The organism is Rhizobium sp. BK196, from assembly GCF_014193255.1.
In the GTDB taxonomy this organism is placed as follows: Bacteria; Pseudomonadota; Alphaproteobacteria; order Rhizobiales; family Rhizobiaceae; genus Rhizobium.
The window spans coordinates 34,708-59,559 of record NZ_JACHZB010000007.1 but is presented as its reverse complement, the minus strand read 5'-3'; the positions used below and the strand labels follow the sequence as shown (position 1 = coordinate 59,559).

The 24,852-nt window shown below is 60.2% G+C and carries 21 protein-coding genes; 8 read left to right on the top strand and 13 right to left on the bottom strand.

All coding sequences use genetic code 11. From position 1 onward, the window contains the following. Nucleotides 1-270: 270 nt before the first annotated feature. The 4 genes from FHT78_RS21515 to FHT78_RS21500 all read right to left on the bottom strand — a co-directional run bounded on the left by FHT78_RS21515 (nucleotide 271) and on the right by FHT78_RS21500 (nucleotide 5,821). Nucleotides 271-3,417 carry an efflux RND transporter permease subunit gene (locus FHT78_RS21515; RefSeq protein ID WP_183748476.1) on the bottom strand — a complete coding sequence of 1,049 codons (3,147 nt, stop codon included), beginning with the start codon at nucleotides 3,415-3,417 and terminating at the stop codon, nucleotides 271-273. 25 nt (nucleotides 3,418-3,442) lie between these two features. Beyond that, entirely contained in the window at nucleotides 3,443-4,582 is a 1,140-nt protein-coding gene (locus FHT78_RS21510; protein WP_183748474.1) for an efflux RND transporter periplasmic adaptor subunit, read from the bottom strand. A 49-nt stretch (nucleotides 4,583-4,631) separates the two neighbouring features. Further along, nucleotides 4,632-5,240, bottom strand: coding sequence for a TetR family transcriptional regulator (locus FHT78_RS21505; RefSeq protein ID WP_183748472.1), 609 nt, complete (start codon nucleotides 5,238-5,240; stop codon nucleotides 4,632-4,634). Nucleotides 5,241-5,389: 149 nt separating this feature from the next. After that, entirely contained in the window at nucleotides 5,390-5,821 is a 432-nt protein-coding gene (locus tag FHT78_RS21500) for an OsmC family protein (RefSeq protein ID WP_183748470.1), read from the bottom strand. Nucleotides 5,822-6,008: 187 nt separating this feature from the next. Here FHT78_RS21500 and FHT78_RS21495 point away from each other — a divergent pair, with 187 nt between their 5' ends. From FHT78_RS21495 to FHT78_RS21480, 4 genes are all read left to right on the top strand, one after another. Continuing rightward, entirely contained in the window at nucleotides 6,009-6,749 is a 741-nt protein-coding gene (locus FHT78_RS21495; RefSeq protein ID WP_183748468.1) for a FadR/GntR family transcriptional regulator, read from the top strand. 70 nt (nucleotides 6,750-6,819) lie between these two features. Further along, nucleotides 6,820-7,968, top strand: a complete 1,149-nt coding sequence (dgoD, locus tag FHT78_RS21490; protein ID WP_183748466.1) for a galactonate dehydratase — start codon at nucleotides 6,820-6,822, stop codon at nucleotides 7,966-7,968. Nucleotides 7,969-8,062: 94 nt separating this feature from the next. Continuing rightward, nucleotides 8,063-8,458, top strand: a complete 396-nt coding sequence (locus FHT78_RS21485) for a DoxX family protein (RefSeq protein ID WP_183748464.1) — start codon at nucleotides 8,063-8,065, stop codon at nucleotides 8,456-8,458. A 78-nt stretch (nucleotides 8,459-8,536) separates the two neighbouring features. Further along, nucleotides 8,537-9,316, top strand: a complete 780-nt coding sequence (locus tag FHT78_RS21480; protein WP_183748462.1) for an SDR family NAD(P)-dependent oxidoreductase — start codon at nucleotides 8,537-8,539, stop codon at nucleotides 9,314-9,316. Nucleotides 9,317-9,644: 328 nt separating this feature from the next. Here the strand turns inward: FHT78_RS21480 and FHT78_RS21475 are convergent, their stop codons facing one another. Next, complete coding sequence (locus FHT78_RS21475; protein ID WP_183748460.1) at nucleotides 9,645-10,868, bottom strand: adenylate/guanylate cyclase domain-containing protein; 1,224 nt, start codon at nucleotides 10,866-10,868, stop codon at nucleotides 9,645-9,647. A 340-nt stretch (nucleotides 10,869-11,208) separates the two neighbouring features. Between FHT78_RS21475 and FHT78_RS21470 the strand changes: the two genes are divergently transcribed. Continuing rightward, nucleotides 11,209-12,120 carry an SMP-30/gluconolactonase/LRE family protein gene (locus FHT78_RS21470; RefSeq protein ID WP_183748458.1) on the top strand — a complete coding sequence of 304 codons (912 nt, stop codon included), beginning with the start codon at nucleotides 11,209-11,211 and terminating at the stop codon, nucleotides 12,118-12,120. 54 nt (nucleotides 12,121-12,174) lie between these two features. On the opposite strand, the gene FHT78_RS21465 is transcribed toward FHT78_RS21470, so the two are convergent. The 5 genes from FHT78_RS21465 to FHT78_RS21445 form a co-directional block, all read right to left on the bottom strand. Further along, nucleotides 12,175-12,924: a ThuA domain-containing protein gene (locus FHT78_RS21465; protein ID WP_183748456.1), complete on the bottom strand. Its 750-nt coding sequence runs from the start codon at nucleotides 12,922-12,924 to the stop codon at nucleotides 12,175-12,177. Between the two features lie 18 nt (nucleotides 12,925-12,942). Continuing rightward, nucleotides 12,943-14,025 (bottom strand): sn-glycerol-3-phosphate ABC transporter ATP-binding protein UgpC, encoded by a 1,083-nt coding sequence (gene ugpC, locus FHT78_RS21460; protein WP_183748454.1) that lies wholly within the window; start codon nucleotides 14,023-14,025, stop codon nucleotides 12,943-12,945. A gap of 19 nt (nucleotides 14,026-14,044) precedes the next feature. Then, on the bottom strand, nucleotides 14,045-14,956 hold the full coding sequence (locus FHT78_RS21455; protein WP_183748451.1) for a carbohydrate ABC transporter permease: 912 nt from the start codon (nucleotides 14,954-14,956) through the stop codon (nucleotides 14,045-14,047). A gap of 1 nt (nucleotide 14,957) precedes the next feature. Then, entirely contained in the window at nucleotides 14,958-15,845 is an 888-nt protein-coding gene (locus FHT78_RS21450; RefSeq protein ID WP_113211859.1) for a sugar ABC transporter permease, read from the bottom strand. Nucleotides 15,846-15,950: 105 nt separating this feature from the next. Then, nucleotides 15,951-17,243, bottom strand: a complete 1,293-nt coding sequence (locus FHT78_RS21445; protein ID WP_183748449.1) for an extracellular solute-binding protein — start codon at nucleotides 17,241-17,243, stop codon at nucleotides 15,951-15,953. A 201-nt stretch (nucleotides 17,244-17,444) separates the two neighbouring features. On the opposite strand from FHT78_RS21445, the gene FHT78_RS21440 reads away from it, so the two are divergent. From FHT78_RS21440 to FHT78_RS21430, 3 genes are all read left to right on the top strand, one after another. After that, on the top strand, nucleotides 17,445-18,449 hold the full coding sequence (locus tag FHT78_RS21440) for a Gfo/Idh/MocA family oxidoreductase (protein WP_183748447.1): 1,005 nt from the start codon (nucleotides 17,445-17,447) through the stop codon (nucleotides 18,447-18,449). Between the two features lie 10 nt (nucleotides 18,450-18,459). After that, on the top strand, nucleotides 18,460-19,458 hold the full coding sequence (locus FHT78_RS21435) for a LacI family DNA-binding transcriptional regulator (RefSeq protein WP_183748445.1): 999 nt from the start codon (nucleotides 18,460-18,462) through the stop codon (nucleotides 19,456-19,458). A 104-nt stretch (nucleotides 19,459-19,562) separates the two neighbouring features. Beyond that, nucleotides 19,563-21,806, top strand: coding sequence for a glycoside hydrolase family 2 protein (locus tag FHT78_RS21430; protein WP_183748443.1), 2,244 nt, complete (start codon nucleotides 19,563-19,565; stop codon nucleotides 21,804-21,806). A gap of 25 nt (nucleotides 21,807-21,831) precedes the next feature. Here the strand turns inward: FHT78_RS21430 and FHT78_RS21425 are convergent, their stop codons facing one another. Genes FHT78_RS21425 through FHT78_RS21415 form a run of 3 tightly spaced genes read right to left on the bottom strand, consistent with a single transcriptional unit; the run spans nucleotide 21,832 to nucleotide 24,848 of the window. Continuing rightward, a complete protein-coding gene (locus tag FHT78_RS21425) occupies nucleotides 21,832-22,947 on the bottom strand; it encodes an ABC transporter ATP-binding protein (protein ID WP_183748441.1) in 1,116 nt (371 codons plus the stop codon). Between the two features lie 3 nt (nucleotides 22,948-22,950). Beyond that, complete coding sequence (locus FHT78_RS21420; protein ID WP_183748439.1) at nucleotides 22,951-23,898, bottom strand: carbohydrate ABC transporter permease; 948 nt, start codon at nucleotides 23,896-23,898, stop codon at nucleotides 22,951-22,953. Next, nucleotides 23,895-24,848 carry a sugar ABC transporter permease gene (locus FHT78_RS21415; RefSeq protein WP_183748437.1) on the bottom strand — a complete coding sequence of 318 codons (954 nt, stop codon included), beginning with the start codon at nucleotides 24,846-24,848 and terminating at the stop codon, nucleotides 23,895-23,897. The genes FHT78_RS21420 and FHT78_RS21415 overlap by 4 nt, the downstream gene beginning before the upstream one ends. Nucleotides 24,849-24,852 lie beyond the last annotated feature (4 nt).

Sequence of the window (24,852 nt, the reverse complement as noted above, 5' to 3'; positions counted from 1 at the left end):
CTCCGCAGCTTGACAACTTGCGGGCGCCGGCGGAAATCGAGGCATTTCAATGTGAAGCGAGCCCCGAGGAGAGACCGGTTCAAAACCCTTTCCCCTCCATCCTGCGCGATGATGGCGCGCGCGATCGCATGCTTTCGCAGACGCTCTACTACTGCCGCAAACACCATGGCCGCTGGAAAATGTCGGCTTCACCGCTACCTGCCGAACCCTATGGCCTGAGGCAAATATAGGCTGAAACAAAAATGGCGCGGCCTCGACCGCGCCATTGTCTCATTCGGCTGCCAATGCCGGCGGATGATGGATATCGCCGTCCGCCTCTTCCTGGTTGGCATTGGCATGTTCGTCATTCCTCGTCTTCGGCTCGCGGCCGAAGAACAGGGCGTAACCAGCCGGCAGCACAAGAATGGTCAGCACGGTGGCGACCAGAATGCCGCCCATCATGGCGTAGGCGAGCGGCCCCCAGAAGACGCCGCGCGAGATCGGGATCAGCGCCAGCACCGCTGTCAGCGCCGTCAGCATGATCGGCCGGAAACGTCGTACCGCCGCGCCGACGATCGCCTCCTGTCTGTGCATGCCTGCCTTGATATCCTGGTCGATCTGGTCGACGAGGATGATCGAGTTGCGGATGATGATGCCGAGCAGCGCGATAACGCCGAGGATCGCCACGAAGCCGAAAGGCGCACCGCTGATCAGCAGCGCAGAGGCCGCACCGATGATGCCAAGCGGACCGGTGGCAAAGACCAGCATCGCCTTGCCGAAATGCTGCAGCTGAGCCATCAGCAGGATCATGATGACGACAAGCATGATCGGCGCCTTGGCAGCGATCGAGGCCTGGCTTTCGGCCGAATCCTCCGCACCGCCCTGGATCTCGATCTTGTAGCCGGCCGGCAGGCTGTCCCGCAGGTCCTGCATGTCATTGTAGAGTTTGGTCACCACGTCGTTCGACTGGACGCCGTCAGGCAGCGTCGCGCGGACACTGATCGTCGGCAGGCGATCGCGCCGCCATTCAACGCCCTGTTCCATGGATGGCACGACCTTGGCGATCTGCGAGACCGGGACGAAGCCGCCGAAATCCGTCGGTACATAGACCGAGTTGACGGCCGAGAGCAGCGAACGGTTGGCCTCCGGCTCGCGGGCGACGATGGAGACCGTTTCCTCGCCGTCGCGGAAGTCATCAAGCGGCGCGCCGGACATAGCCGTCTGCAGCATTTGGCGAACGCGCTGCGAGGTGACGCCGAGTGCACGGGCACGGTCCTGGTCGATCACCAGCTTCATGGCCGGCACCGGCTCGAGCCAGTCGTCGTGGATGGCGCCGAGCATCGGATCCCTCGTGAAGCGCTCCTTCACCTGATCGGCAATCTTGCGCACTTCCGCACGGTCGGGACCCATCACGCGCATCTGCACCGGCCAGCCCGTCGGCGGGCCGAGGAAGAGACGGTCGACCTTGCCTCGGATGTCAGGGAAGTCTTCCGCGAGGATCGTCCTGAGCTTGGTGATCAGCCGTTCGCGGGCTGGCTCGTCATTGGCCATGATCAGCAGCTGGGCATAGTTCGGGTTACGAAGCTGCTGGTCGAGCGGCAGGAAGAAGCGGGGCGCGCCCTCGCCGATATAGGTGGCGATGAACTTCTTGTCCGGATCGTCCATCATCTTGGCTTCCAGCGCCTTTGCCTGGACTTCCACTTCCTTGATGCTGGTTCCCTCGGGCAGCCAGAGATCGACAAGGATTTCCGGACGTGAAGACTGCGGAAAGAAGTTCTGCGGGATGAACTGGAAGCTCCAGAGGCTCGCCACGAAGGTGCCGAGTGTCAACGCAAGCACGATGACGCGGTGGCGTACCGCCCATCCGACGGTATGGCGCAGACCGCGGTAGAAACGCGTGTCGAACACGTCGTGATGTTCCCCGGCATGATGACGCTGTTTCAGGATCATGTAGCCGAGCCACGGCGTGAAATAGACCGCCACGAACCACGAGGTCACCAGCGCGATGCCGACGACATAGAAGAGCGAGCGCACATATTCGCCGGCCGTCGACGCCGCAAAGCAGACAGGGATGAAGCCGGCCGTGGTGATGAGCGTGCCGGTCAGCATCGGAAAGGCTGTCGAGGAATAGGCGAAACTTGCCGCATCGATCTTGACGAGGCCTTCCTCGAGCTTTCGCTCCATCATTTCCACGACGATCATCGCATCGTCGACGAGCAGGCCAAGCGCGATGATCAGGGCGCCGAGTGAAATGCGCTGCAGGTCGATGCCGAGTTCGTACATGATGGCGAATGTCGCAGCCAAGACCAGCGGAATGGCGATGGCAATGACAAGACCGGAACGCCAGCCGATCGACACGAACGAGACGACGAGCACGATGGCGAGAGCTTCACCGAGCGCATGCATGAATTCGCTGACAGCATCCGTGACGACGTCAGGCTGGTTGGAAATCTGGTCAACGGCGACACCATAGGGCAGCGAATCCTCGAAACGCTTGTAAGTCGCTTCCACGTCCTTGCCGACATCGGTGACCTTGAAGCCCTTGGCCATGACGACGCCGACCTGCACGCTTTCGTGACCATTGTAGCGGTACTTGCGCTGGTAGGGATCTTCGAGGCCGGAGGTGACGGTGGCGATATCGCCAAGGCGCGTCACCTGATTGCCGGAACGCAGGCGCAGTTCTCTGATGTCCTCGACCTTGTGAACATTGCCTTCGACGGAGATGCGCACCGAGCGCAGGCCGGTATCGACATTGCCTGCCGGATCGACGGCATTCTGGCCCTTGATGGCGTTCTGAAGATCAGGGATCGTCAGGCCACGCTCGGCGAGCGCCTTGGACGAGACGTCGATATAGATCTTCTCTGGCTGATCACCGATGATGACGGCCTTTTCGACGCCCGGCGTCGTCAGCAGCATGTCGCGCGCCTGGATCGCGAATGTCTTCAGCTCTGGATAGGAATAACCATCACCGCTGATCGAATGCAGCGTGATGAACGTGTCGCCGAATTCATCGTTGAAATAGGGGCCGAGCAAGCCCTGCGGCAGATCGCTGTTGATGTCGCCGACCTTCTTGCGCACCTGATAGAAGGCGTCCGCCACCTGGGCGCTGTTCGTATCGCCTTTCACCTGCACGGTAATGATCGTGCTGCCGGCACGCGTATAGGACTTCACCCAGTCGAGATGCGGGGTCTCCTGCAGCTTGCGCTCGATCTTGTTGGTGACCTGGTCTTCCATGTCCTGAAGGGAGGCGCCTGGCCAGAGCGCCTGCACCACCATGACGCGGAAGGTGAAGTCGGGATCTTCCTTCTGGCCCATACGGGTCAGGCCGAGCACGCCGGTGATGAGGATCAGCCCGAACAGGAAGCGGGCGATGCTCGGATGGCCGATTGCCCAACGTGAAAGATTGAAGGGCCGCTTTTCAGTGGTGGTGCTGTCCATGATTCTGTTCCCTTTTTCTGGCCGTTCAGCGGACGGCTGCGTCCGTTTCGGCCGAAGCCGACTGCTGGCCGGGAAGCTTGACCTTCAGGTTTTCGCTCATGAATTGCGTGCCGGCAGCCACGACGAGGTCGCCGCTGCCGAGACCCTTGGCGACACGCACGCCATCGCCAGTGAAATCCGCGATCTCGATGTCCCTGACATGAACGGTTTCACTTCCGCGATCGACGGTCCAGACAACTTTCTTGCCGTCTTTTTGCGCCAGTGCGCTGAGCGGAATGGAGACGTAGGTATCGCTGTTGCCGACATCGGCCTCGATCGTCGCCGTCATGCCGAGCAGCACACGCAGATCGTTCGGCAGGCTGACACGTACTGCGAAGGTGCGTGATTGCTGGTCGGCACTGCCCGCGACCTCGCGAACGGTTCCGTCAAGCACGAGCTTGTCGTCGGACCAAAAGCTCGCCCTCACGGTCTTGCCCGGCTTGAACTGGGCAATATCGTTTTCTGGCACCGCGATCTGCACTTCTTTCTCGCCATCGACGGCAACGGCAACGACCGGCGTGCCGGAACCAACGACCTGGCCGACATCGGCATTGATGGTCGTCACGATACCATTCTGATCGGCCTTAAGCTCCGTGTAGCTCACCTGGTTCTTCGCCTGATTGAGCGCGGAAGCAGCGGCATCACGGGTCGAGATCGCCTGATCGTAGCTGAGCGAAGCCTGCTCGACCTGCGATTTCGGCGCGACATTCTTGTCGAAGAGCTGTGCGGCGCGACGGTTGACGATATCGGCCGTTTCGACGGCCTTTTCGGCAGCAGCAAGGTTGGCTTCGGCGGTCTTCACAGCGAGTTCATAGTCGGTCGAATCCATCCGCGCGAGAATATCGCCGGGCTTCACCCGCTCGCCGATATCGACGAGACGCTCGGTGATCTTGCCGGCGACGCGGAAGCCGAGGTTCATTTCCGTGCGCGCCCGCACCGAGCCGGAATAATCAAGCGTGCGGGTATCGCCGGCCTTGGCGATCTCCACCACCTTGACCGGACGGATGATCTCCTTGACTTCTGCCTTTTCTTCCGTGCAGCCGGCGACGCCGAGCCCGACTACGCCTACGAGCGCGAAGCTCACGACGGACGGCATGCGGTTGCTGAAAGTCTTGAGCGAAAACATCTTTCGCACTCCTGATTGTTCGGGTTTTCTCGGGCGGCGTTTGCCGCGCTTATTTTTTCAGAGCCCTGATCGCAAATTCGATCAGTTCGTCCACGGCCGCCCGGTTTGTCTTGGCAAGACATTGGGCCACCATCTGCGGATGGCAAAGATTGATGGTCGCCGCCCCAAAGCAGCGGGAGGCGACCTCGGGATCCTGTTCGGCGAATTCGCCGGCGGCGATGCCCTCGCGGATAACGTCGGCAAGCAATGCGTGAATGGAATCGATGTGCCTCTCGATGACATGCCAGTCGCGTTCGATCGCGACGATCACCATCTCATGCACCTTCTGCTGATCGAGCATGGTGTCGAGCGTCAGCTGGTATTGGCTGCGCACGTACTGGCGCAGCCGGTCGGAAGCGCTGATCTTCTGATGGCAGATATTGGCTGCAAGCTGATAGGCGGCTGCCAACATCCGGCCGCAGATAGCCTGGTGGATTTCGACCTTGGAGGCGAAGAAGCGGTAGATATTGGCAGGCGACATGCCGAGTTCGCGGGCAACATCCGCGACTGTGGTTTTGGCATATCCATAGTGGCGGAAGAGCCGTTCGGCCGCATCGAGGATGCGGGTTACATTTTCCTGCCGTGTGACGTCCAGCGTGGTTTCCGCGATGTCATTCATGGTTTCAGGCCTGATGTTTACGATTGACGAATTTTGATTTTCATCATTCGTAAAATATCACTCTTCGATTGTCAATGATTTTGCGATGCAAACCAAAAATGCCGCAGCTTCGGCAAGCTGCGGCATCAGAACGAAAACAGATTAAAGGATCATGCCAGCTTGACGTCGAGCGTGATCGGAACGGCAGAAAGTGCCTTGGAAACCGGGCAGCCAGCTTTCGCCATGCCGGCAAGTTCTTCGAACTTCGCCTGGTCGGCGCCGGGAATGCTGCCCGAGAGCGACAGGTGGATGGCGGTGATGGCAAAGCCGCCTTCAACGCTTTCGAGCGTCACCTTGGCCGACGTTTCCATGTGGTCGGCCTTGAGGCCGGCTTCGCCGAGGATCAGTGACAGCGCCATGGTGAAGCAGCCTGCATGGGCAGCGCCGATAAGCTCTTCCGGGTTGGTGCCGGCAACGCCTTCGAAGCGGCTTGCAAAGCCGTAGGGATAATTGCTGAGCGCGCCGCTCTGGGTCGAGATCTGCCCTTTACCGTCTTTGAGACCCCCCGACCAATGGGCCGAAGCTGTACGATTGATCTGCATGCCGTCCTCCTGTTTCGATGATTTTCGAAGCGTTGCGCCGCTCCACCGCGAAGGACACTGCGCCCTTACGACCGGCAATATAGTCCTCTATCCGCGGAAGACGACACCAGATTGAAGTCCAATCATCATACAAGAGTATTGTTTATGTACGATGATTGTCTTAGGATTGGTGATGAGGACTTTTTCTATGCAGCCTGCAGCAAGCCGCGACGAAAGGAGCTCGGCGCCCGAGCGCCGGCCGCGCGTCCGCCGTAACGTTACGGCGGCGATTGCCGGAGATATCTGCGCCAGCCGCTATGCCGCCGGCACGCTGTTGCCGCGCGAAAACGACCTCTGCGACCTCTATGGCGTCAGCCGCACGGTGATCCGCGAATCCCTGAAGGTGCTGGAATCCAAAGGGCTCATACGCGGCAAACCGCGCATCGGCACAACAGTCTGCGACAAGGACGAGTGGAATATCCTCGATCAGGACGTGCTTGAATGGATGGGGCCGCATCTCGGCAATTTCGACCTGTTGGCAAGCATCCTTGAAGCCCGCCGCACCATCGAGCCGGCTGCCGCCGAATATGCCGCAAGCCGCGCAACTGCCCAGGAGATAGCCGATCTGGAGGAAGCCTGGCGGCGCATGCAATCGGCAACCGATGACCCCGAAGCCTTCACCGAGGCGGATCTCCTCTTTCATACGGTGCTTCTCAAGGCGAGCCATAACCAGGTATTCCGGCGCCTTTCCAGCGCCATCCATGCCGCACTAAAGTTTGCGCTTCATGCTTCGAACCTCGCCGTGCTCGATCACCGCGAGGCGATCTCCTTGCATGGCAAGGTGGTGGAGGCACTGCGCCTGCGCGACGCGTCGGAAGCGCGCGATTGCGTCAACCGGATTCTCGATCTCGCCGGACGCGACCTCACCACCGCCGGTCGGACCAAATAACCGAACTCAGAACACTATCGGCGGCTTCGTTCGCCGATGAGAACACGAAGCTAAACGAAAGCAGACGTCCATGAAGATCACCAAACTGACCACCTATATCGTCCCGCCGCGCTGGCTTTTTTTGAAGGTCGAAACCGATGAAGGCATCGTGGGTTGGGGCGAACCGGTTGTCGAAGGCCGCGCGCTGACCGTCGAGGCGGCCGTCCACGAACTCGCCGATTACCTAGTCGGCAAGGACCCGTTCCTGATCGAAGACCACTGGACAGTCATGTACCGCGGCGGCTTCTATCGCGGCGGCGCGATACACATGTCGGCGATTTCGGGCATCGACCAGGCGCTCTGGGATATCAAGGGCAAGGCACTCGGCCAGCCGATCCATTCGCTGCTCGGCGGCCAGGTGCGCGACCGCATCAAGGTCTACAGCTGGATCGGCGGCGACCGCCCTTCCGACGTCGCCCGCAACGCCAAGGACGTCGTCGCCCGCGGCTTCAAGGCCATCAAGCTCAACGGCTGCGAGGAAATGCAGATTGTCGATACCAACGAGAAGATCGACAAGGCGGTCGAAACCATCGCCACCATCCGCGAGGCGATCGGCCCGCATATCGGCATCGGCGTCGATTTCCACGGCCGTGTTCACAAGCCGATGGCCAAGGTTCTCGCCAAGGAGCTCGAGCCCTACAAGCTGATGTTCATCGAGGAGCCGGTGCTGTCCGAACACCGGGAAACCCTGAAGGAAATCGCCAACCATTGCTCGACGCCGATCGCGCTCGGCGAACGCCTCTTTTCCCGCTGGGACTTCAAGTCGGTCCTGTCGGACGGCTATGTCGATATCATCCAGCCGGATCTGTCACACGCCGGCGGCATCACTGAATGCCGCAAGATCGCTGCCATGGCCGAAGCCTATGATGTGGCGCTCGCGCCGCATTGCCCGCTTGGGCCGATCGCGCTTGCCGCCTGCCTGCAGGTCGATGCCGTCTCCTACAATGCCTTCATCCAGGAGCAGAGCCTCGGCATCCACTACAACAAGGGCAACGACATCCTCGATTACATCTCCAACAAGGAAGTCTTCCAGTACGCCGACGGCTTCGTCTCCATTCCGCAAGGACCCGGCCTCGGCGTGGAAGTGGACGAAGCCTATGTCATCGAGCGTGCTAAGGAAGGTCACCGCTGGCGCAACCCGATCTGGCGTCACGGAGATGGAAGTTTTGCCGAATGGTAAGTCCAAGGGCTGCGAAAGCGGCCCTTTTTTCACTCGCCTGTAGGATAGCGGATATCTCGTCCGTCATAATGGAAGCTCAAAGAGGAGATTTCACATGGCCAGAGCAATCGCAATCATCATTGCCCGCATCATCTTCAGCTTCGTCTTCTTCATGGCTGCCGGCTTCAAGTTTGCCGATATCGCCGCGACCGCCGGCTACATCACCTCGGCCGGCTTTCCGGCGGGGACATTCCTTGCCTGGGTCGCCGCCTTCTTCGAGATCGCCCTGGCACTCGCCTTCATCACAGGCGCCTTCTTCAGTGAAGCGAGCCTGCTCGCCGGCATCTATGTGATCTTCCTTGCCTTCTCCTTCCACGGCCCATCGCTTTGGCAGCAGAATCAGGCCGAGTTTGGCTTCTTCGTCGATCACTTCACCTTCCTCGCCGGCCTGCTCTTTGCCGCCGTCCACGGACCGGAAAAGTGGGCGCTCCGCCATAGCCTCCTGAAATAACGTCTCGCCACGCCCGATCCGGAACCAAGAGCCGCCCCGATCATTGCCTTTACCGGCAACCGCAAAGAGGAGCGGCTCATGGAATTGCAGGGAAAGATCGCATTGGTGACCGGCGCAGGCTCCGGCATCGGCAAGGCGACTGCATTGAAGCTCGCCGCCGAAGGCGCCAAAGTCGCGGTGCTGAGCCGCACGGAAAGCGAGGTGGCGCAGACCTGCGGGGAGATTGTCGCCGCAGGTGGCCAGTCGATCGAACTGACTGCCGATACCAGTGACGAAACGCAGATGCGCGCCGCCATCGATAAGATGGCCAAAAGCTTCGGCGGTATCGACATCGTCGTCGCCAATGCCGGCATCAACGGCGTCTGGGCGCCGATCGACGACCTAAAACCCGACGAATGGGATCAGACCATGGCCGTGAACCTGCGCGGCACATACATGACGCTACATCTCACCGTACCCTATCTGAAGATGAACGGCGGATCGATCATCGTCGTCTCCTCCATCAACGGCACGCGCACCTTCACCACCCCCGGCGCCACAGCCTATACCGCGACCAAAGCCGGTCAGGTTGCGATGGTCCAGCAGCTCGCACTCGAACTCGGCAGACACGGCATCCGCGTCAATGCCGTCTGCCCCGGCGCGATCGAAACCAGCATTTCCGCCAACACCACCACGCGCCATCGCGAGGAAACCGAAGTGCCCGTCATCTGGCCGGAGGGCGAAATCCCGATCACCGGCGGCAAGGCGGGATCGAGCGACGATGTCGCTGAAACGATCCTCTTCCTGGCCTCCGAACGCGCCCGCCATATTACCGGAACGCCGGTCTGGATCGACGGCGGACAGGGATTGCTGCGTTAGAGCGCTTCCAATCAGTCGGTACTCCCATGTGCATAGGCTGCAGGGGCGGCATAGGGAAGCCTGTGGGCGAAAACGCGAAGCGATCCTCAATGGATCCGGTTCATTGCTCAGACAGTGAATTCGAGTCGCTTTACATCCCTCCGGTCAACCGGATCATCAGCAGAGTGCATAGGATGCATAGCTTGCATAGGTTTTTCCTTACCTACGCGAAGAAATGTCAGATATTCGTATCACATATAACGAATCTGACATTTCCTAGAAGGCGCAGGAAACTGCCTATGCATCCTATGCATCCTATGCAGGTCCTGAACGTGGAGGATCTTGCTGGTCAGCCGTTCAGCCGCGCGCTTTCCAGCGTGTAAAGCAGTTGGGGGCGCTTGACGCCGCGCAGTGCATAACGACCGATGCAGGCGAGAACATCCCGCTGCTCCCTCGGGATCCCGGCGGCAAAATCCGACGACATCAGCACGTTGAGATCGACCGAACGGCAGATGGATGCGATGCGGCTCACCTCATTGACCGCCGGCCCGATAACCGTAAAGTCCAGCCGGTCCTGGCTGCCGATATTGCCGTAGAAGACATCGCCGATATGCAGGCCGATGTAGACATCCGTCGTCGGTCGCCGGTCCACTTCGCGTGCCGCGTTCAGCGCCGCAAGTTTCTGCCGCAACAGGCGCTCTGCCTCCAGCGCCGCAGAACAGCTTTGAGCCGGATCCTCGCCCTTGAAGATGGCGAGGACGCCATCGCCAATCAGCTTCAGCACATTGCCGCCGGCCTCATGGATCGCGGTGATCACCACCTCGCTATATTCATTGAGTAGCGGAATGATTTCTTCCGGCGCCGAATTGTCGGAAATCTTCGTGTAGTTCAGCAGATCGGAAAACCAGAGTGCTGCCGATATCCGCTCGGATTTGCCGCGGGAGATCTTGCCGTCCATCACCTGGCGCGCGGCATCCTCGCCGAGATAGACCTCGGCGATCGTGCGGGCAATACGGGCAAGCGCCACGCATTTGATCGCCAGCCCCAGCACCGGCACCAATTTGCGCAGGATCGCAAGATCCTGGTCGGAAAACCCTTCCGGGTGCTTGGTCGAGAAATGCGAGAAGAAGCAGTCCATCTCGCCGATCGTGCCGGCCTGGGCAAAACGATGCGCCATGGCGATGTAATCGGTATGGCCGAGCGCATGGATCTGGTCCAGCATGATGAAATCGGTCGGATCGCCGAAGCCGATCCTGCGCCGTACCTCTCTGTCACCGCTTGTCCAGAGATGATAGAAAGCCGAGCGGCGCCAGGTTTCCAGCCCCTGACCTTCGCCCGAAGGACCGTATTCGAATTCGCCTCCGAAGTTCGCTTCACTTTCGCTGTCCCAGCGGAAAGCTCGCCCCTCGTGAACCGGATGCAGCGTGTCCATCAGCGCCATGGCGCGATCGAGCCGCATGCCCGCATTCCGGCAGGCCTCGCAGAAGCCAGCCAGCAGTTCCGCTTCGGTCGCGCCCTTCAAGCCCTGTTCCGTCACCCATGCCGCGATTGTGCCGACGTCGCTATAGTCCATGCGCTCTCCTCACTACCGGTAAGCTGTAGCGTGAATCTGCCGCAGATGGAAAGACAATCAACACCGGATTGGTGCCTGAGAGATCATTGTATAGCCGGCATATTACAGGGCGCGATGATTTCCGCGGCTGAAAATATGGCGGCGATGGATTCCTGATTTATACCGTACGACCGCGACCTGACGCTCGGCGGTCTCGCGCCGAAAACCCAGGCGCAGCCGAGGCGTGAAGCGCTACGGGAAACTGGCCGGACAAAATCTTCAGGGCCTCTGCAGCGAGGCTCTGGCACGTTCACCCATTTGCGGCTACGAAGATGCAATATCGATCTGGGAGGAATCGGGCATGGCTGGAAGCGAATTTTATGACGTCAAAGACGAGCGTTTCCGAGCGCTGATCGCCGGCAGCGCAGTGCTGGAGGAGCTTTACACAGGCTGCCGCTGGGCCGAGGGGCCGGTCTGGTTTTCCGATCTGAACTGCCTGATCTGGAGCGACATTCCGAACGAACGCATGATGCGCTGGGTGCCGGATGGCTCGGTCTCCGTTTTCCGCTCGCCTTCCAACTATGTCAACGGCAATACTCGCGACCGGCAGGGCCGCCTCGTTTCCTGCGAGCATGGCGGCCGCCGCGTGACCCGCACTGAGCCAGACGGCCGCATCACCGTGCTGGCCGACAGTTACAACGGCAAACGGCTGAACTCTCCGAACGACGTCGTGGTCAAGTCCGACGGCTCGATCTGGTTCACCGACCCAAGCTACGGCATCATGTCCGACTATGAAGGCCACAAGTCGCCGGAAGAACAGGAGACGCGGAACGTCTATCGCATTGACGCAGCGACCGGTGATATCGAAGCCGTCGTGACGGACTTCATCCAGCCGAATGGACTGGCCTTCTCCCCGGATGAGCGCCAGCTTTTCATCGCCGATTCCGGCTCCTCCAATCATGACGTACCGCGCCATATCCGCGTCTTCGATGTCGTGGATGGCCGTAAGCTGGCAAACAGCCGCTACTTCTGCTCGATCGACACGGGCACGCCCGATGGTTTCCGTTTCGACATCTCCGGCAATCTCTGGACAAGCGCGGCTGACGGTGTGCACTGCTTTGCCCCTGACGGAACGCTGCTCGGCAAGATCAAGGTGCCGCAAACCGTTTCAAATGTCACTTTCGGCGGCCCGAAGAAGAACCGCCTCTTCATCACGGCGACGCAATCGCTCTATTCGATCTATACGACGACGAATGGTGCGCAGTACCCGTAAGTCTGATTGACGTTCGCAGCACCGCAGCCCACAAGCCCTCACAGGAGGAACTATTTAAGCCTTCACCTTGTCCGGCCGGCCGTGCAGCGGCTCCTTGCGGTGCCAGTTTTCGAGGATGCGCCCATCCGTGTGCTTCTGTTGCGCCCAGCGGATGCCGTTCGAGATGACCTTGTGCACGGTCTTGTCGTGATAGATCGGGTAGGTCTCATGGCCGGGGCTGAAGAAGAAGATGCGCCCGCGCCCACGCTGGAAGGTGCAGCCGCTGCGGAACACTTCGCCGCCGGAATACCAGGAGATGAAGACCAGCTCGTCCGGTTGCGGAATATCGAAGGGCTCGCCATACATTTCCGAGGCATTGACCTCGAAATAGGGCGGCAAACCCTCGGCGATCGGATGCGAGGGATTGACCACCCAGACACGCTCCAGATCTCCCTCGGGCGTCTCACGCCAGGAGAGATTGGCATTTGTTCCCATCAGCCGGCGGAAAAGCTTGGAGTGATGGCCGGAATGCAGGACCAGCAGCCCCATGCCCTTCAGCACCCGCTGCTGCACGCGGTCGATCAGCCCGTCGCTGACCTCTTCATGCGCCATATGCCCCCACCAGAGCAGCACGTCGGTATCATTGAGAACGGAATCCGGCAGGCCTTCATCCGGATCGTCGAGCGTGCCGCGGCGGATCTCGAAATCAGAATGGGCGATACCGGCGGCGATCGCGCCGTCGATACGGTCGGGATAGATATCCTGGACCTCCTTGTGGACCTGCTCGTGGCGTCCTTCGTTCCAGATCGTGACTTTGATTGTCATGTCATTCCTCGATATGTTTCAAGCGGTTGCCGAACGGACAACCCGGCCGGCGGAATCGAACAGATGGCAGGCGGCGCGCTCGGCTGTAAGCGAAACGCGGTCGCCGGGACGGATGGTCATGTCGCCTTCCGTGCGCACGACGATCGGTTGCTGCTGCGAGCCGACCGTCAGATAGGTCTCGACGCCGAGCCGCTCGACGATCACGACCTCCGCCGAAAAATCACCCTGCCCTTGCGGCGCGAGCTTCAGATGTTCCGGCCGGATGCCGAGCTTCGCCTCGCCCTGCGGCACGGAACCGTTTGCATCCGAGAGATCGATCGCAAGACCGAGCGGGCTTTCCAGATGCACCTTGCCGGCATCCCGGCGCGTCGCCGTCATTGGCAGCACGTTCATTTTCGGCGAACCGATGAAGGTTGCGACAAACTCGTTTTCCGGCTGGTGATAGAGCTCCATCGGCGCGCCCTGCTGGGCGACAACGCCCTTGTTCAGAACGACGATGCGGTCGGCCATCGTCATCGCTTCGACCTGGTCATGCGTGACATAGACGACAGTCGCCTTCAGTTCCCGATGCAGGCGCTGCAACTCGGCGCGCATCTGCACGCGCAGCGCCGAATCGAGGTTCGACAAAGGCTCGTCGAACAGGATCAGCGACGGCTTCTTGATGATCGCACGGCCGATCGCCACACGCTGACGCTGGCCGCCGGATAGCGCGCCCGGCTTGCGGCTGAGATAGTCGGTCAGCTGCAGGATCTCAGCGACGCCTTCCACCTGTTTTTTGATTTCGGCTTCCGGCACCTTCTTGAGGCTCAGCGAAAAGCCGATATTCTCCGCGACCGTCATATGCGGATAAAGCGCATAGGACTGGAACACCATGGCGATGCCGCGCTTGTCCGGCGGCACGTCGTTGATGCGCTGGCCGTTCAGCACCAGATCGCCCTCGTCGATACCTTCAAGGCCGGCGATCATCCGCAGCAGCGTGGACTTGCCGCAACCCGAAGGGCCGACGAACACGGCGAACTCGCCGTCCTCCACTGTGATATCGACGCCCTTGATGACTTCGAGCGCGCCATAGAATTTGCGAACGTTTCTGAGATTGATCATTCGTTTCTCTTTCTTGATCTCAGCCCTTCACACCGCCCGAAAAAGTCTGGACGAGGAAGCGCCGCGCAAAGCCGAAGGCGACGACGGCAGGCAGCAGGTAAATGAAGGCGAGCGCCGTCAGCAGGCCGTAATCGATCTCGTTGATGCGGAGGAAGGCGCGGAAGAGGCCGAGCGGCAGCGTCTGCAGCTCCGGCGACGACAGGAAGATCAGCGGCAGCAGGAAATCGCCCCAGGCCGACATGAAGGCGAAGAGACCGGCCGCCGCGAGCCCGGGCATCGCAAGCGGGATCAGCACCCGGCGGATGCGCTGCATCATCGTCGCCCCGTCCATGACGGCCGCTTCCTCATAGTCACGCGGCAGGCCGTCGAAGAAGGTCTTCATGATCCAGAGCGCCAGCGGCAGCTGCATGGTGGCGAGCACCAGCATGATACCGAGATAACCGTCGATGAACCCGGTCCAGCGCATGATATCGCGGGCATAGCTGCCGAAGATCGGGCGCAGGATCGCGCCTTCCGCATTGTTGAGCGTCAGCAGGAACTTGTAGAGCGGCACGACGAGCGCGGTCGGCGGCAGCACGCGGATGAGCAGGATCGCGTAGAGGAACGGCAGCTTCCACCAGGCCCGCGTGCGCGACAGCGCATAGCCGCCGAGCCCCGCCAGAACCATGACGATAAGCGTCGCTCCGCCGACCACGAAGAGCGAGTTGAACAGCCACTTCGCCCCATCCTCCTTGGTGAAGACGCGCACATAGTTTGCGAACGTCCACTGCTCCGGCCAGCGCAGGAAGAGCTGCGCATTGCCGTCGAAGGAGGCAAGCAGCACCCAGAAGAAAGGCACAGCGCAGAAGATCGAGATGATCGTCAATGTTGCATAGGCAAGCAGGTCGGAGCGGGTTTTGTTGGCGCCTTCGCTCGGGGAAATAGCGGTCATGTCAGACCTCCACTTTCATGGCTCGGACATAGCCGATACCGAGGATCAGCGAGATGATGAGCGCGACGACCGCGACCGCAGCGCCGTAGCCGAGCTGGAAGGCCGTAAACGACTGGTTGTAGATATAGATGCTGACGACCTCCGTCGCCCCGCCCGGCCCGCCGCGCGTCAGCGCATAGACGAGGCCGAAGACAGCAATGGTGGAGACGGCCGAGATCAGCATGTACAGCAGGATCGTCGGCATCATCAGCGGCAGGGTAATGCGGCGGAACATCTGCGACGGTGTCGCGCCATCCATGCGCGCCGCCTCGTAGATCTCGGAGGGAATGGTGCTCAAGCCCGCCGTCAACAGGATCATCGCGGTCGCGATACCGCGCCAGGTATTGACGATGATAATCATCGACAGCGGGAAGGCGTTCAGCCAGTCAGCGGGATCAATGCCGAAGAAGGCAACGATGCGCGAGAGCGTCGCATGTTCGCCGCCGGCCAGCATCGAGATCCACATGAAGCCGGCAACGACTTCCGGGGCGGCATTCGGCAGAAGAATAATCGAAGAGAAGAACTGGCGGAAACGGATCGGCCGGCGCAACGCCATCGCCGAAATAAGCCCGAGCACGAACTGCCCGATGACGGCAGAGCCCATGACGAAGACGAAGGTGACGAACAGCGAATTCCAGAACTTCGCATCGTTGAAAAGGCGCACATAGTTGCGGATGCCGACGAAGCGCGGCCGCAGGGCCGCAGCTCCCGTCAGCGCCTCATTGGTGAAGCTCAGATAGACGGAATAGAGGGCGGGATAGATCACAAAGGCCAGAAGCAGGACCAGCGACGGCAGCAGAACCAGCAGGAGTTGGCGCTCGGTTCGCTTTTCATGAGAGTTTCGGGCCATTGAAGCTCACAACCTTATCGAATGAAACCGGCTTATCGAATGAAAGCGAGAAGACGCGGCGAGAATGCCGCGTCCCCGTCTTGGCGGGAGGAAGATATCAGTGGCTTACTTGACCATGTCGTCGCCGAGCGTTTCCTTGACGTAGTCGACAAGGATCTTCTGGGCACCGGCTGCATCGGTTTCCTTGCGCAGCAGGGCTTCGGTGGCGCGTGCCACACCTTCGGCAACCGTGCCGAAGCCGGACGCCTGCTTCAGGAAGACGCCGTTTCCGGCAGCGGCATGGATCGGAACGAGTTCCGTCAGCTTCTGGAATTCAGGATCCTTGGCAGCGTCCTTGCTGGCCGGAATGTTGCCGATGCGGGCAGCGTATGAAACCTGCGTTGCGACCGAGCCGATCTCCATCAGCGCCTTCTTGGCAAGTTCGACATTGGCGGACTTGGAATTGACGGCCCACGGAGCAGCAAGGTTGGCAAGAACATACTGGCCGCCGCTCTGGCCCGGAACGGTCCAGGTGCCGACGATCTTGGTCACGTCAGGGATCGGGTTCTTGCTCTCGCGACCCCAGTCGAAAATGTAGCACCAGGAGCCGCAGGTGGTGGCGGCAAGCTTGCCGGCCGGAAACATCTCATATTTCGGCACCACCCAGGGTTCCGGTCCGAGGAGCGGCTGCACCGGCATCAGGTCCTTGTCGATCAGCGTCTTGTAGACGTTGAAGACATCCTTCACGCCTTCGCCGTTCAGATCGAGCTTGCCGTCGGCATCGACGAGCTGCGGCGTCTTGGAACCGACGATCAGGTGCTGGAAGCCTTCGTCGAAGGCACCGCTGCCCCAGGACACACCTGCCGGGAAGAGGAGGCCGTAGGAGCCGGTCTTCTGTTTGACCTCGGCGGCGCGGTCGAGAAGCTCCTGCCACGTCTTCGGCTGTTCGGTGGAGATGCCGGCCTTTTCGAGAACGTCCTTGCGGTAGTAGATTTCCTGAATGCCGAGCATGAACGGCATCACATAGGTTTCACCGTCCGGGCTGACGGCGAGCTGCTTGGCGACGTCATAAAGGTTGGCATAGCCATCCCAGGCCTTAAATTCGGTGGTAACGGGCGCGAGGTAACCGGCCTCAACCATATCGGCAACGGCAGCCGTTGTCGGGATGGAGAAGAGATCAGGGGCGTTGCCGGCACCCAGTTCGGTCAGAAGCTTGGTGAGATAGTCCTTGTCCGGCGCCGGATATTCGACGACCTCGACCGTGACACCGTATTTTTTCTCGATCCGCTCTACGGTCGACTTCATGGCGTCGATGCCGGCCTGACCGTGATTGGCGATACGAATTGTTTCAGCTTGGGCCAGCGTCGAAACCGCGCTGAGCAGGATGGCGCACAGGCCACCGATAACCGTCTTCTTCAACGGAAGTCCTCCCTTTTTTGAGCCACGGCGCCCTCCAGCACCGGCGACAAAAATGTACACGCATTCTGAATGCTGACAAGATGATTTTTGAAACTCAGTTGTCTTCAAATTTATATATATGATTTTATTGTATAATTTATAACTTGCGTCGAATATATGCTTTGTGTAATCGTTTGCACAACGATATCAGGGAGGATTTCGATGTCTCAGAAATTGCGCCTCGGCGTCATCGGCGCCGGCTTGAAAGCGGCTGAATATGCTCAAAGCTGGGCAAGGATGCCGGAAATTGAATTCGCAGCACTCGCCGACACGACGGAAACCTCCAGAAAGCGCCTCATCGACGTCTGCACCGCAGCCGGAGCACCGGAGCCGAAAAGCTTCGAGAACTACCGCGACATGCTCACAAAATGCCGTAATGAACTCGACATCATCTACGTCTCCACCCCGCACGCTTTCCATGCCGAGCAGGCGACAGCCGTTGCCGAAGCCGGCCTCGATCTCTTCCTCGAAAAGCCGATGGTCACGACCGTAGCAGAGGCCGAAACGCTGATCGCGGCGCAGAGGAAAAGCGGCGTCACCGTCGTCACCGCCTTCCAGGGCGGGCTGTCTCCGCTCGTGCTCGATACCCGCAAACGGGCTCTCTCAGGCGAATTCGGCGAACTCATCGCCATTTCCGGCATGATCTGGGAAAGCTGGTCTTCCAACTATGAGGGCCACTGGAAGCAGCAGCCGGAAATCTCCGGCGGCGGCTTCATGTTCGATACCGGTGCACACATGATGAACACCGTCTGCCTGCTCGCCAATTCCGATTTCGACAGCGTTTCCGCCTATATGAACAACCACGGCAAAAAGGTGGATATCGCGACCGCCGTCTCCGCCCGCCTGAAGAATGGCGCGCTGGCGACGCTGACGGCCGCAGGCGAAGGCCCTCCCGGCTGCGCTTCTTACATCACCTTCTTCTATTCAAAGGCGATCGTACGCATCGATGCCTGGGGCGGCTGGCGCGAAATCAGCGTCGGGCGCACCAGCGAGCCACGTGAAGAGGCCGAGATTCTCGGCAACCCGATGAAGAATTTCCTCGCCATCCGCGCCGGAACGATGGAAAACTCCGGCTCCGTTGAAATGGGTCTCAGATTCGCTAGGCTCTGGGATGCAATCAAGGAATCGGCAGCAGCCGACGGCACCCCCGTCAGGATTGCCGGATAGGCGCAAAATAATGAGCGGAACGAACAGACGGCGGATCACCTCGAAGGAACTGGCGAAACTCGCCGGTGTGTCCTCCGCGACGATTTCGAGGGCTTTCTCGCCGGATTCGCGGATCGGAAGCGCCACGCGCGACCGCATCCTCGCCGTTGCTCGCGAATATGGCTACCAGCCGAATGCGATTGCCCGCTCGCTGAACAACCAGCGCTCGCGCCTCGTCGCACTCGTGGTCAACGCCATCGGCAATCCCTGCGAGGCCGAGGAGCAGCAGCTTCTCGTCCACCGCCTGCAGGCCCGCCAGCTCCTGCCGATCCTGCTCTGTTGCGCCGATCACTCCGATCGCCTGCAACTGATGCGGCTCGCCTCCACCTATCAGGTCGATCATGTCGTCATCTTCTCCGACATGGTCTCGATGCAGGATGCGGTCGATATTTTCCATACAACGAAGCCGATCATCGTCTCCTTCGAACCATTGGAAAACGAAGATGTCTCCAACATCCGCATCGATGGCGCTGCCGGCGCCGGCGAGATCATCGACAAGATCGTCGGCGACGGCAAACGGCGCTTCGCCTATCTCTCCGGCACCAAATCGAGCTGGATCGATAAGCTGCGCCGCAAATGGTTCGCCGACGCTCTGGCGCGCCACGGCCTTGCCTTCGAAGCCGAAGCCTTCGGCGACTATTCCTATGATTCCGGCTTCAAGGAAGCTGTCCTGCTGCTGCACCGCTCCAAGGTCGACGCTATCATCTGCGGCAATGACGTGATGGCGATCGGCGCGCGTGATGCCGCCCGCCGTGTGCTCGGGAAGAATACGCCTGAGGATATCGCCATCGTCGGTCAGGACGGCATCGCGATGGCCGCCTGGGACTGCAACGACCTGACGACGCTGAGCCTCGACCACGTGGCCTTCATGGACGCGGTCGTCGAGGTGATCGAACGCCATGAGGCCGGCGACGAAGGCCCGCACAGTATTACGCTTGCCTGCACACCCCGCTGGGGCTCGACCGCCTGAGGGCGGCTCCAGTCATTCGCATCAAGGAGGAATATCGATGATCGCTCTTTCCCGCGCCGCTGTCAGGCGCCGCCTCTCCCCTGCCGCCTGCCGGGGAGCCTGAGATGCGTTCCGTCGTTTCCCTCAATGAATCCTGGAGCTTCCATGAAGGCTTTGGTCATCGCCTGACCGAGGCTTTCGACGGCACCCACATGGTCAGCCTGCCGCATACGGCGGTCGAGTTGCCCTTCAACTATTTCGACGAGAAGCGCTACCAGCGCGCCTTCACCTATCAGAAGGTGCTGCGCTGGCTGCCGGAATTCGAAGGCCGCGAAGTCTCCATCCTCTTCGACGGCACCATGGCCGACAGCGTCGTCTATCTAAACGGCGAGGAGATCATCGGCCACAAGGATGGCTATACGCCCTTCGAAGCCCGGCTGACCGGCAAACTCATCAAGGGCGAGAACCTGATCACCGTCAAGATCGACGGCAGCGAGAACCCCGCCATCCCGCCCTTCGGCGGCCGCATCGACTATCTGACCTATGCCGGCATCTATCGCGACGTCTGGCTGAAGGTCACCGACAAGGTTTCGATCCGCAACATCAAGATCGAAACGCACGACATCCTCTCCGACAGAAAATCGGCGACAGTGCGTGTCGATATCGCCAACCCGCAGGGCCTCACCTATGCGGCAACGGTCACCGGATCACTGCGGGACGCGCATGGCAACATTCTGGCAAGTGCTGCCGGCGAGACGATCGGTACCAGCACCACGCTTTCCTTCGGCGGCCTGACCGATATTGAACTCTGGGATCTGTCGAACCCGGCGCTCTATGAAATCTCCGTCGAACTGAAGACGGAACATGGCGCCGACAGGACCACCGGCCATTTCGGCTTCCGTACGGCCAAATTCACGCCGGAAGGCTTCCTGCTGAACGGCCGCCCGGTAAAACTGCAGGGCCTCAACCGCCATCAGGCCTATCCCTATGTCGGTTATGCGGCCGGCCGTTCCGCGCAGGAGCGCGACGCCGACATAATGAAGAAGGTGCTGAAGTGCAATATCGTGCGCACCTCGCATTATCCGCAGTCGAAATGGTTCCTCGACCAGTGCGATCGCATCGGCCTGCTGGTCTTCGAAGAAATCCCCGGCTGGCAGCATATCGGCGATCTCGACTGGCAGCAGGAATCGATCGAGAACGTGCGCCGCATGATCGAGCGCGACTGGAATCATCCCTCGATCATCATCTGGGGCGTGCGCATCAACGAGTCGCTCGACAGCCACGACTTCTATACCGCCACCAACCGGCTGGCCCATGAGCTCGATTCCACCCGTCAGACCGGCGGCGTTCGCTATCTGACCGAAAGCGAGCTTCTGGAAGACGTCTACACGATGAACGACTTCATCCTCGGCAATGAGGAACTGCCGGGCGCCAATCGCCCGCGCACGGCCCTTCGCAGCCAGCAGGAAAATACCGGCCTCTCTTACAAGGTCCCCTACATCATCACCGAGTTCAACGGCCACATGCATCCGACCAAGATGTATGATGCCGAGCAGCGCCAAGCCGAGCATGTGCGCCGCCATCTGGAAGTGCTGAACGCGGCCTATGGCGATCCGGATATTTCTGGCGCGATCGGCTGGTGCATGTTCGACTATAACACCCACAAGGACTTCGGTTCCGGCGACCGTATCTGCTATCACGGCGTCATGGACATGTTCCGCGAACCGAAATTTGCGGCCTATGTCTATGCCAGCCAGTGCGACCCTTCGGATGAGATCATCATGAAACCGGTCACCTTCTGGGCGCGGGGCGAGCGCAGCATCGGCGGCGTGCTGCCGCTGATCATCCTGACCAATTGCGATGAGGTTGAGTTGAAATACGGCTCGCTGACGAAGCGCATCGGTCCGGACCGCGAAAACTACCCGCACCTGCCGCATCCGCCCGTCGTGCTCGACCACCGCCATTTCACCCAGGACGAACTCGGCCGCTGGGGTCTGGAATGGATCGATGGCGAATTCACCGGTTTCATCAACGGCGAGCCCGTGACAAGACTGACGCTGGCAGCCGATCCGCTGCCGACCACGCTGGAAGTCGCGGCCGACAGCACCACGCTGAAGGCTCGCGAACGCGACACGACCCGCGTCATCATCCGCGCGCTCGACCAGCGCGGCCAGCGCCTGCCCTTCCTCAACGATGTTGTAATCTTGACCGTGAAGGGGCCAGGCAAGATCGTCGGGCCAGCGACCGTGCCGCTCCAGGGCGGAACGACGGGCTTCTGGCTGGAGGCAACAGGCCTGACGGGCGAAATCACCGTCGAAGCGACCTCGAGCCACTTCGCACCAGTCACGATTTCCGTGGCGGCTGTCTGACGGTGGCCAGAGAATATTTTGCTGGCTAAGCGATCCTCAACTGGCTGGCCGGATCGAAGAACACCGCCTTGTCGAGATTGAAGGCAAGGCGAGTATTCTGGCCCGGCAGGATGCCGGTATCCGCTCCAAGGCGCGCCACTACCGATTTGCCGCCGAGCTTGGTGACCGCGAACGTATCGGAACCGGCAGGCTCCACGACCTCGATGGCACAATCGCCGTGAACGACCGACTTTGCCTTGCGGTCGGCTCCGTCGATATCCGTCAGTGCTTCCGGACGGATCCCGAAGATCACCTGCTTGCCGGCATAACCTGTGAGGCTGTTATTGCCGGCATTGACGGGCAGCTTCAGCGGTTCGCCATTCGGCCGTTCCAACGAGACCTGCAGCCCGCCGGCACCGTTTTCAACGGTGGCGTTCAGCAGGTTCATCGCCGGCGAGCCCATGAAATCAGCTACGAAGACATTGGCCGGGCTGTTATAGATCTCGGCCGGTGTGCCGAACTGCTGCAGCACGCCGTCCTTCAGCACCGCGATCTTCGTCGCCAGCGTCATCGCCTCGATCTGGTCATGCGTGACGTAGACGATCGTCGTTCCCATGCGCTGGTGCAGGCGCTTGATTTCCGTGCGCATATCGACACGCAGCTTCGCATCGAGGTTGGAGAGCGGCTCATCGAAAAGGAAGACCTGCGGATTGCGCACCAGCGCGCGCCCCATCGCTACGCGCTGACGCTGGCCACCTGACAGTTGCGAGGGCTTGCGATCGAGCAGATGGCCAATCTGCAGCATGTCAGAGACCTGCTTGATCGCCTTCTCGCGCTCTTCCTTCGGCACGCCGCGGATTTCCATGCCGAAGGCGATGTTGCCGGCAACGGTCATGTTCGGATAGAGCGCGTAGCTCTGGAAGACCATGGCGATATCGCGCTTGGAGGGGTGCAAGCCGTTGATGGAGCGGCCATCGATGCGAATCTCACCCGAAGTGATCGCTTCGAGCCCGGCAATGGTGTTGAGCAGCGTGGACTTGCCGCAGCCGGACGGACCCACCAGCACCAGGAAACCGCCCTTTTCGAGTTCCAGATCGATCCCCTTGAGAATGTCGACGGCGCCGAAGCGCTTCTTGAGACCGGAAATTTCAAGGAAAGCCATGGATCACCCTTTGACGGCGCCCGCCATCAGACCGCGCACGAAATAGCGGCCGGCGAGGATATAGACGATGAGCGTAGGAACGGCCGCGATCATCGCCGCAGCCATGTTGACATTGTATTCGACCACGCCGGTCGAGGTATTGACGACGTTGTTGAGCGCCACCGTCATCGGCATGGAATCGCCGGTGCCGGCATAGGCCGAGGCGAAGAGGAAGTCGTTCCAGATATTGGTGAACTGGTAGATGACTGTCACCACGATGATCGGCAGCGAATTCGGCAGCATGATGCGGCGGAAGATCTGAAAGAAGCTGGCGCCATCCACCTGCGCGGCCTTCACGAGCTCCGTCGGAAACGCCTCATAGAAATTGCGGAAGAACAGCGTCGTGAAGCCGAGGCCGTAAACCACGTGCACGAAGACGAGGTTTACAGTCGGATTGCCGAAACCGAAGCTGAAACCCGTTGCATTCTGCAGCGTGGTGCCGAAACGGCCGAGCGAACCGAGAATAGTCGCCATCGGCAGCAGCACCGACTGGAACGGGATGAAACAGGCAAAGAGCATCAGGCCGAAGACCAGCGTATGGCCAGGGAAGCGCCACTTGGTCAGCACATAGCCGTTGAGTGCGCCGAGAATGGTCGAGATCGCCACTGCCGGCACGACCATCTTGATCGAATTCCAGAAATAGCCCTTGATGCCGGCGCAGGTAAGGCCGACGCAGGCCTCGCCCCAGGCCTTGAACCAGGCATCGAACGTCGGTGACTGCGGCAGCGCCAGCATATTGCCGTTCTGGATCTCGTCCATGGTCTTGAACGAAGTCGTCAGCATGACGAAGAGCGGCATCAGGTAGAGAACAGCAAAGATCAGCAACAGGCCGTAGATGATGACGCGCCCGATCCAGCGGCCGCTATTGCCGCCTTGCGAGGATGCAATCTCAGAAGAGGTAACGCTGCTCATCGCGCCTTCTCCCTGAGCTCGGAATAGAGATAGGGCACGATGATCGCCGAGATGGTCATCAGCATGATGATGGCGCTTGCCGAACCAACCGCCATTTCATTCCGCTTGAAGGTGTATTCGTACATGAAGTTGGACGGCAGCCATGCGGAGCCACCCGGCCCGCCTGAGGTCAGGGCTACGACAAGGTCATAGGATTTGATCGCCATATGCGCGAGCACGATGAAGGCCGACAGAAAGATCGGCCGCAGCATCGGAATGACGATACGCCGGTACATCTGGAAGGGCGATGCGCCGTCGATCTGCGCAGCCTTCATGATTTCGCCGTCGATGCCACGCAAGCCGGCGAGGAACATCGCCATGACGAAGCCGGAGGCTTGCCAGACACCGGCGATGACGACGGTGTAGATGACGAAATCCTTGTTCTTGATCCAATCGAAATGGAAGCTCGTCCAGCCAAAGTGATGCAACGTTTGCTCGAGCCCGAGGCCCGGATCGAGGAACCACTTCCAGGCAACTCCCGTCACGATGAAGGACAGCGCCATCGGATAGAGGAAGATCGGCCGCAGGATGCCTTCGCCACGGATCTTCTGGTCGAGAAGGATCGCAAGCAGCAGGCCGAGCCCCAGACAGATGAAGATGTAGAGGAAACCGAAGATCCCCATATTGGTGATTGATGTGTACCAGGAGGACGGCGGATCGCTTTCGAAGGTCCAGCGCCAGAGCCGCTGATAAGCGCGCGCGCCCGTGATTGCATAGGACGGAAAGGTCTTGGAATTGGTGAAGGAGAGATAGGCCGTCCAGACGATGAAGCCGTAGACGAAGATCACGGTGATCAGAAAACTCGGCGCCAGCACGATCTTCGGCAATGCATCCTGCAGTCGGCCGCGAATGGACGTGCGGGTTGAGGGTTTCGATGTCAGGACCGGATCCGTGGTCGCAACTGTGCTCATGTGA

Coding starts and splice junctions, on each gene's coding strand:
- FHT78_RS21475 (WP_183748460.1), bottom strand. CDS start 10,868: ATGGACTATAGCGACGTCGGCACAATCGCGGCATGGGTGACGGAACAG.
- FHT78_RS21420 (WP_183748439.1), bottom strand. CDS start 23,898: ATGAGCAGCGTTACCTCTTCTGAGATTGCATCCTCGCAAGGCGGCAAT.
- FHT78_RS21510 (WP_183748474.1), bottom strand. CDS start 4,582: ATGTTTTCGCTCAAGACTTTCAGCAACCGCATGCCGTCCGTCGTGAGC.
- FHT78_RS21495 (WP_183748468.1), top strand. CDS start 6,009: ATGCAGCCTGCAGCAAGCCGCGACGAAAGGAGCTCGGCGCCCGAGCGC.
- FHT78_RS21465 (WP_183748456.1), bottom strand. CDS start 12,924: ATGACAATCAAAGTCACGATCTGGAACGAAGGACGCCACGAGCAGGTC.
- FHT78_RS21485 (WP_183748464.1), top strand. CDS start 8,063: ATGGCCAGAGCAATCGCAATCATCATTGCCCGCATCATCTTCAGCTTC.
- FHT78_RS21480 (WP_183748462.1), top strand. CDS start 8,537: ATGGAATTGCAGGGAAAGATCGCATTGGTGACCGGCGCAGGCTCCGGC.
- FHT78_RS21415 (WP_183748437.1), bottom strand. CDS start 24,848: ATGAGCACAGTTGCGACCACGGATCCGGTCCTGACATCGAAACCCTCA.
- ugpC (WP_183748454.1), bottom strand. CDS start 14,025: ATGATCAATCTCAGAAACGTTCGCAAATTCTATGGCGCGCTCGAAGTC.
- FHT78_RS21435 (WP_183748445.1), top strand. CDS start 18,460: ATGAGCGGAACGAACAGACGGCGGATCACCTCGAAGGAACTGGCGAAA.
- FHT78_RS21450 (WP_113211859.1), bottom strand. CDS start 15,845: ATGGCCCGAAACTCTCATGAAAAGCGAACCGAGCGCCAACTCCTGCTG.
- FHT78_RS21505 (WP_183748472.1), bottom strand. CDS start 5,240: ATGAATGACATCGCGGAAACCACGCTGGACGTCACACGGCAGGAAAAT.
- FHT78_RS21430 (WP_183748443.1), top strand. CDS start 19,563: ATGCGTTCCGTCGTTTCCCTCAATGAATCCTGGAGCTTCCATGAAGGC.
- FHT78_RS21425 (WP_183748441.1), bottom strand. CDS start 22,947: ATGGCTTTCCTTGAAATTTCCGGTCTCAAGAAGCGCTTCGGCGCCGTC.
- FHT78_RS21500 (WP_183748470.1), bottom strand. CDS start 5,821: ATGCAGATCAATCGTACAGCTTCGGCCCATTGGTCGGGGGGTCTCAAA.
- FHT78_RS21515 (WP_183748476.1), bottom strand. CDS start 3,417: ATGGACAGCACCACCACTGAAAAGCGGCCCTTCAATCTTTCACGTTGG.
- FHT78_RS21440 (WP_183748447.1), top strand. CDS start 17,445: ATGTCTCAGAAATTGCGCCTCGGCGTCATCGGCGCCGGCTTGAAAGCG.
- FHT78_RS21455 (WP_183748451.1), bottom strand. CDS start 14,956: ATGACCGCTATTTCCCCGAGCGAAGGCGCCAACAAAACCCGCTCCGAC.
- dgoD (WP_183748466.1), top strand. CDS start 6,820: ATGAAGATCACCAAACTGACCACCTATATCGTCCCGCCGCGCTGGCTT.
- FHT78_RS21470 (WP_183748458.1), top strand. CDS start 11,209: ATGGCTGGAAGCGAATTTTATGACGTCAAAGACGAGCGTTTCCGAGCG.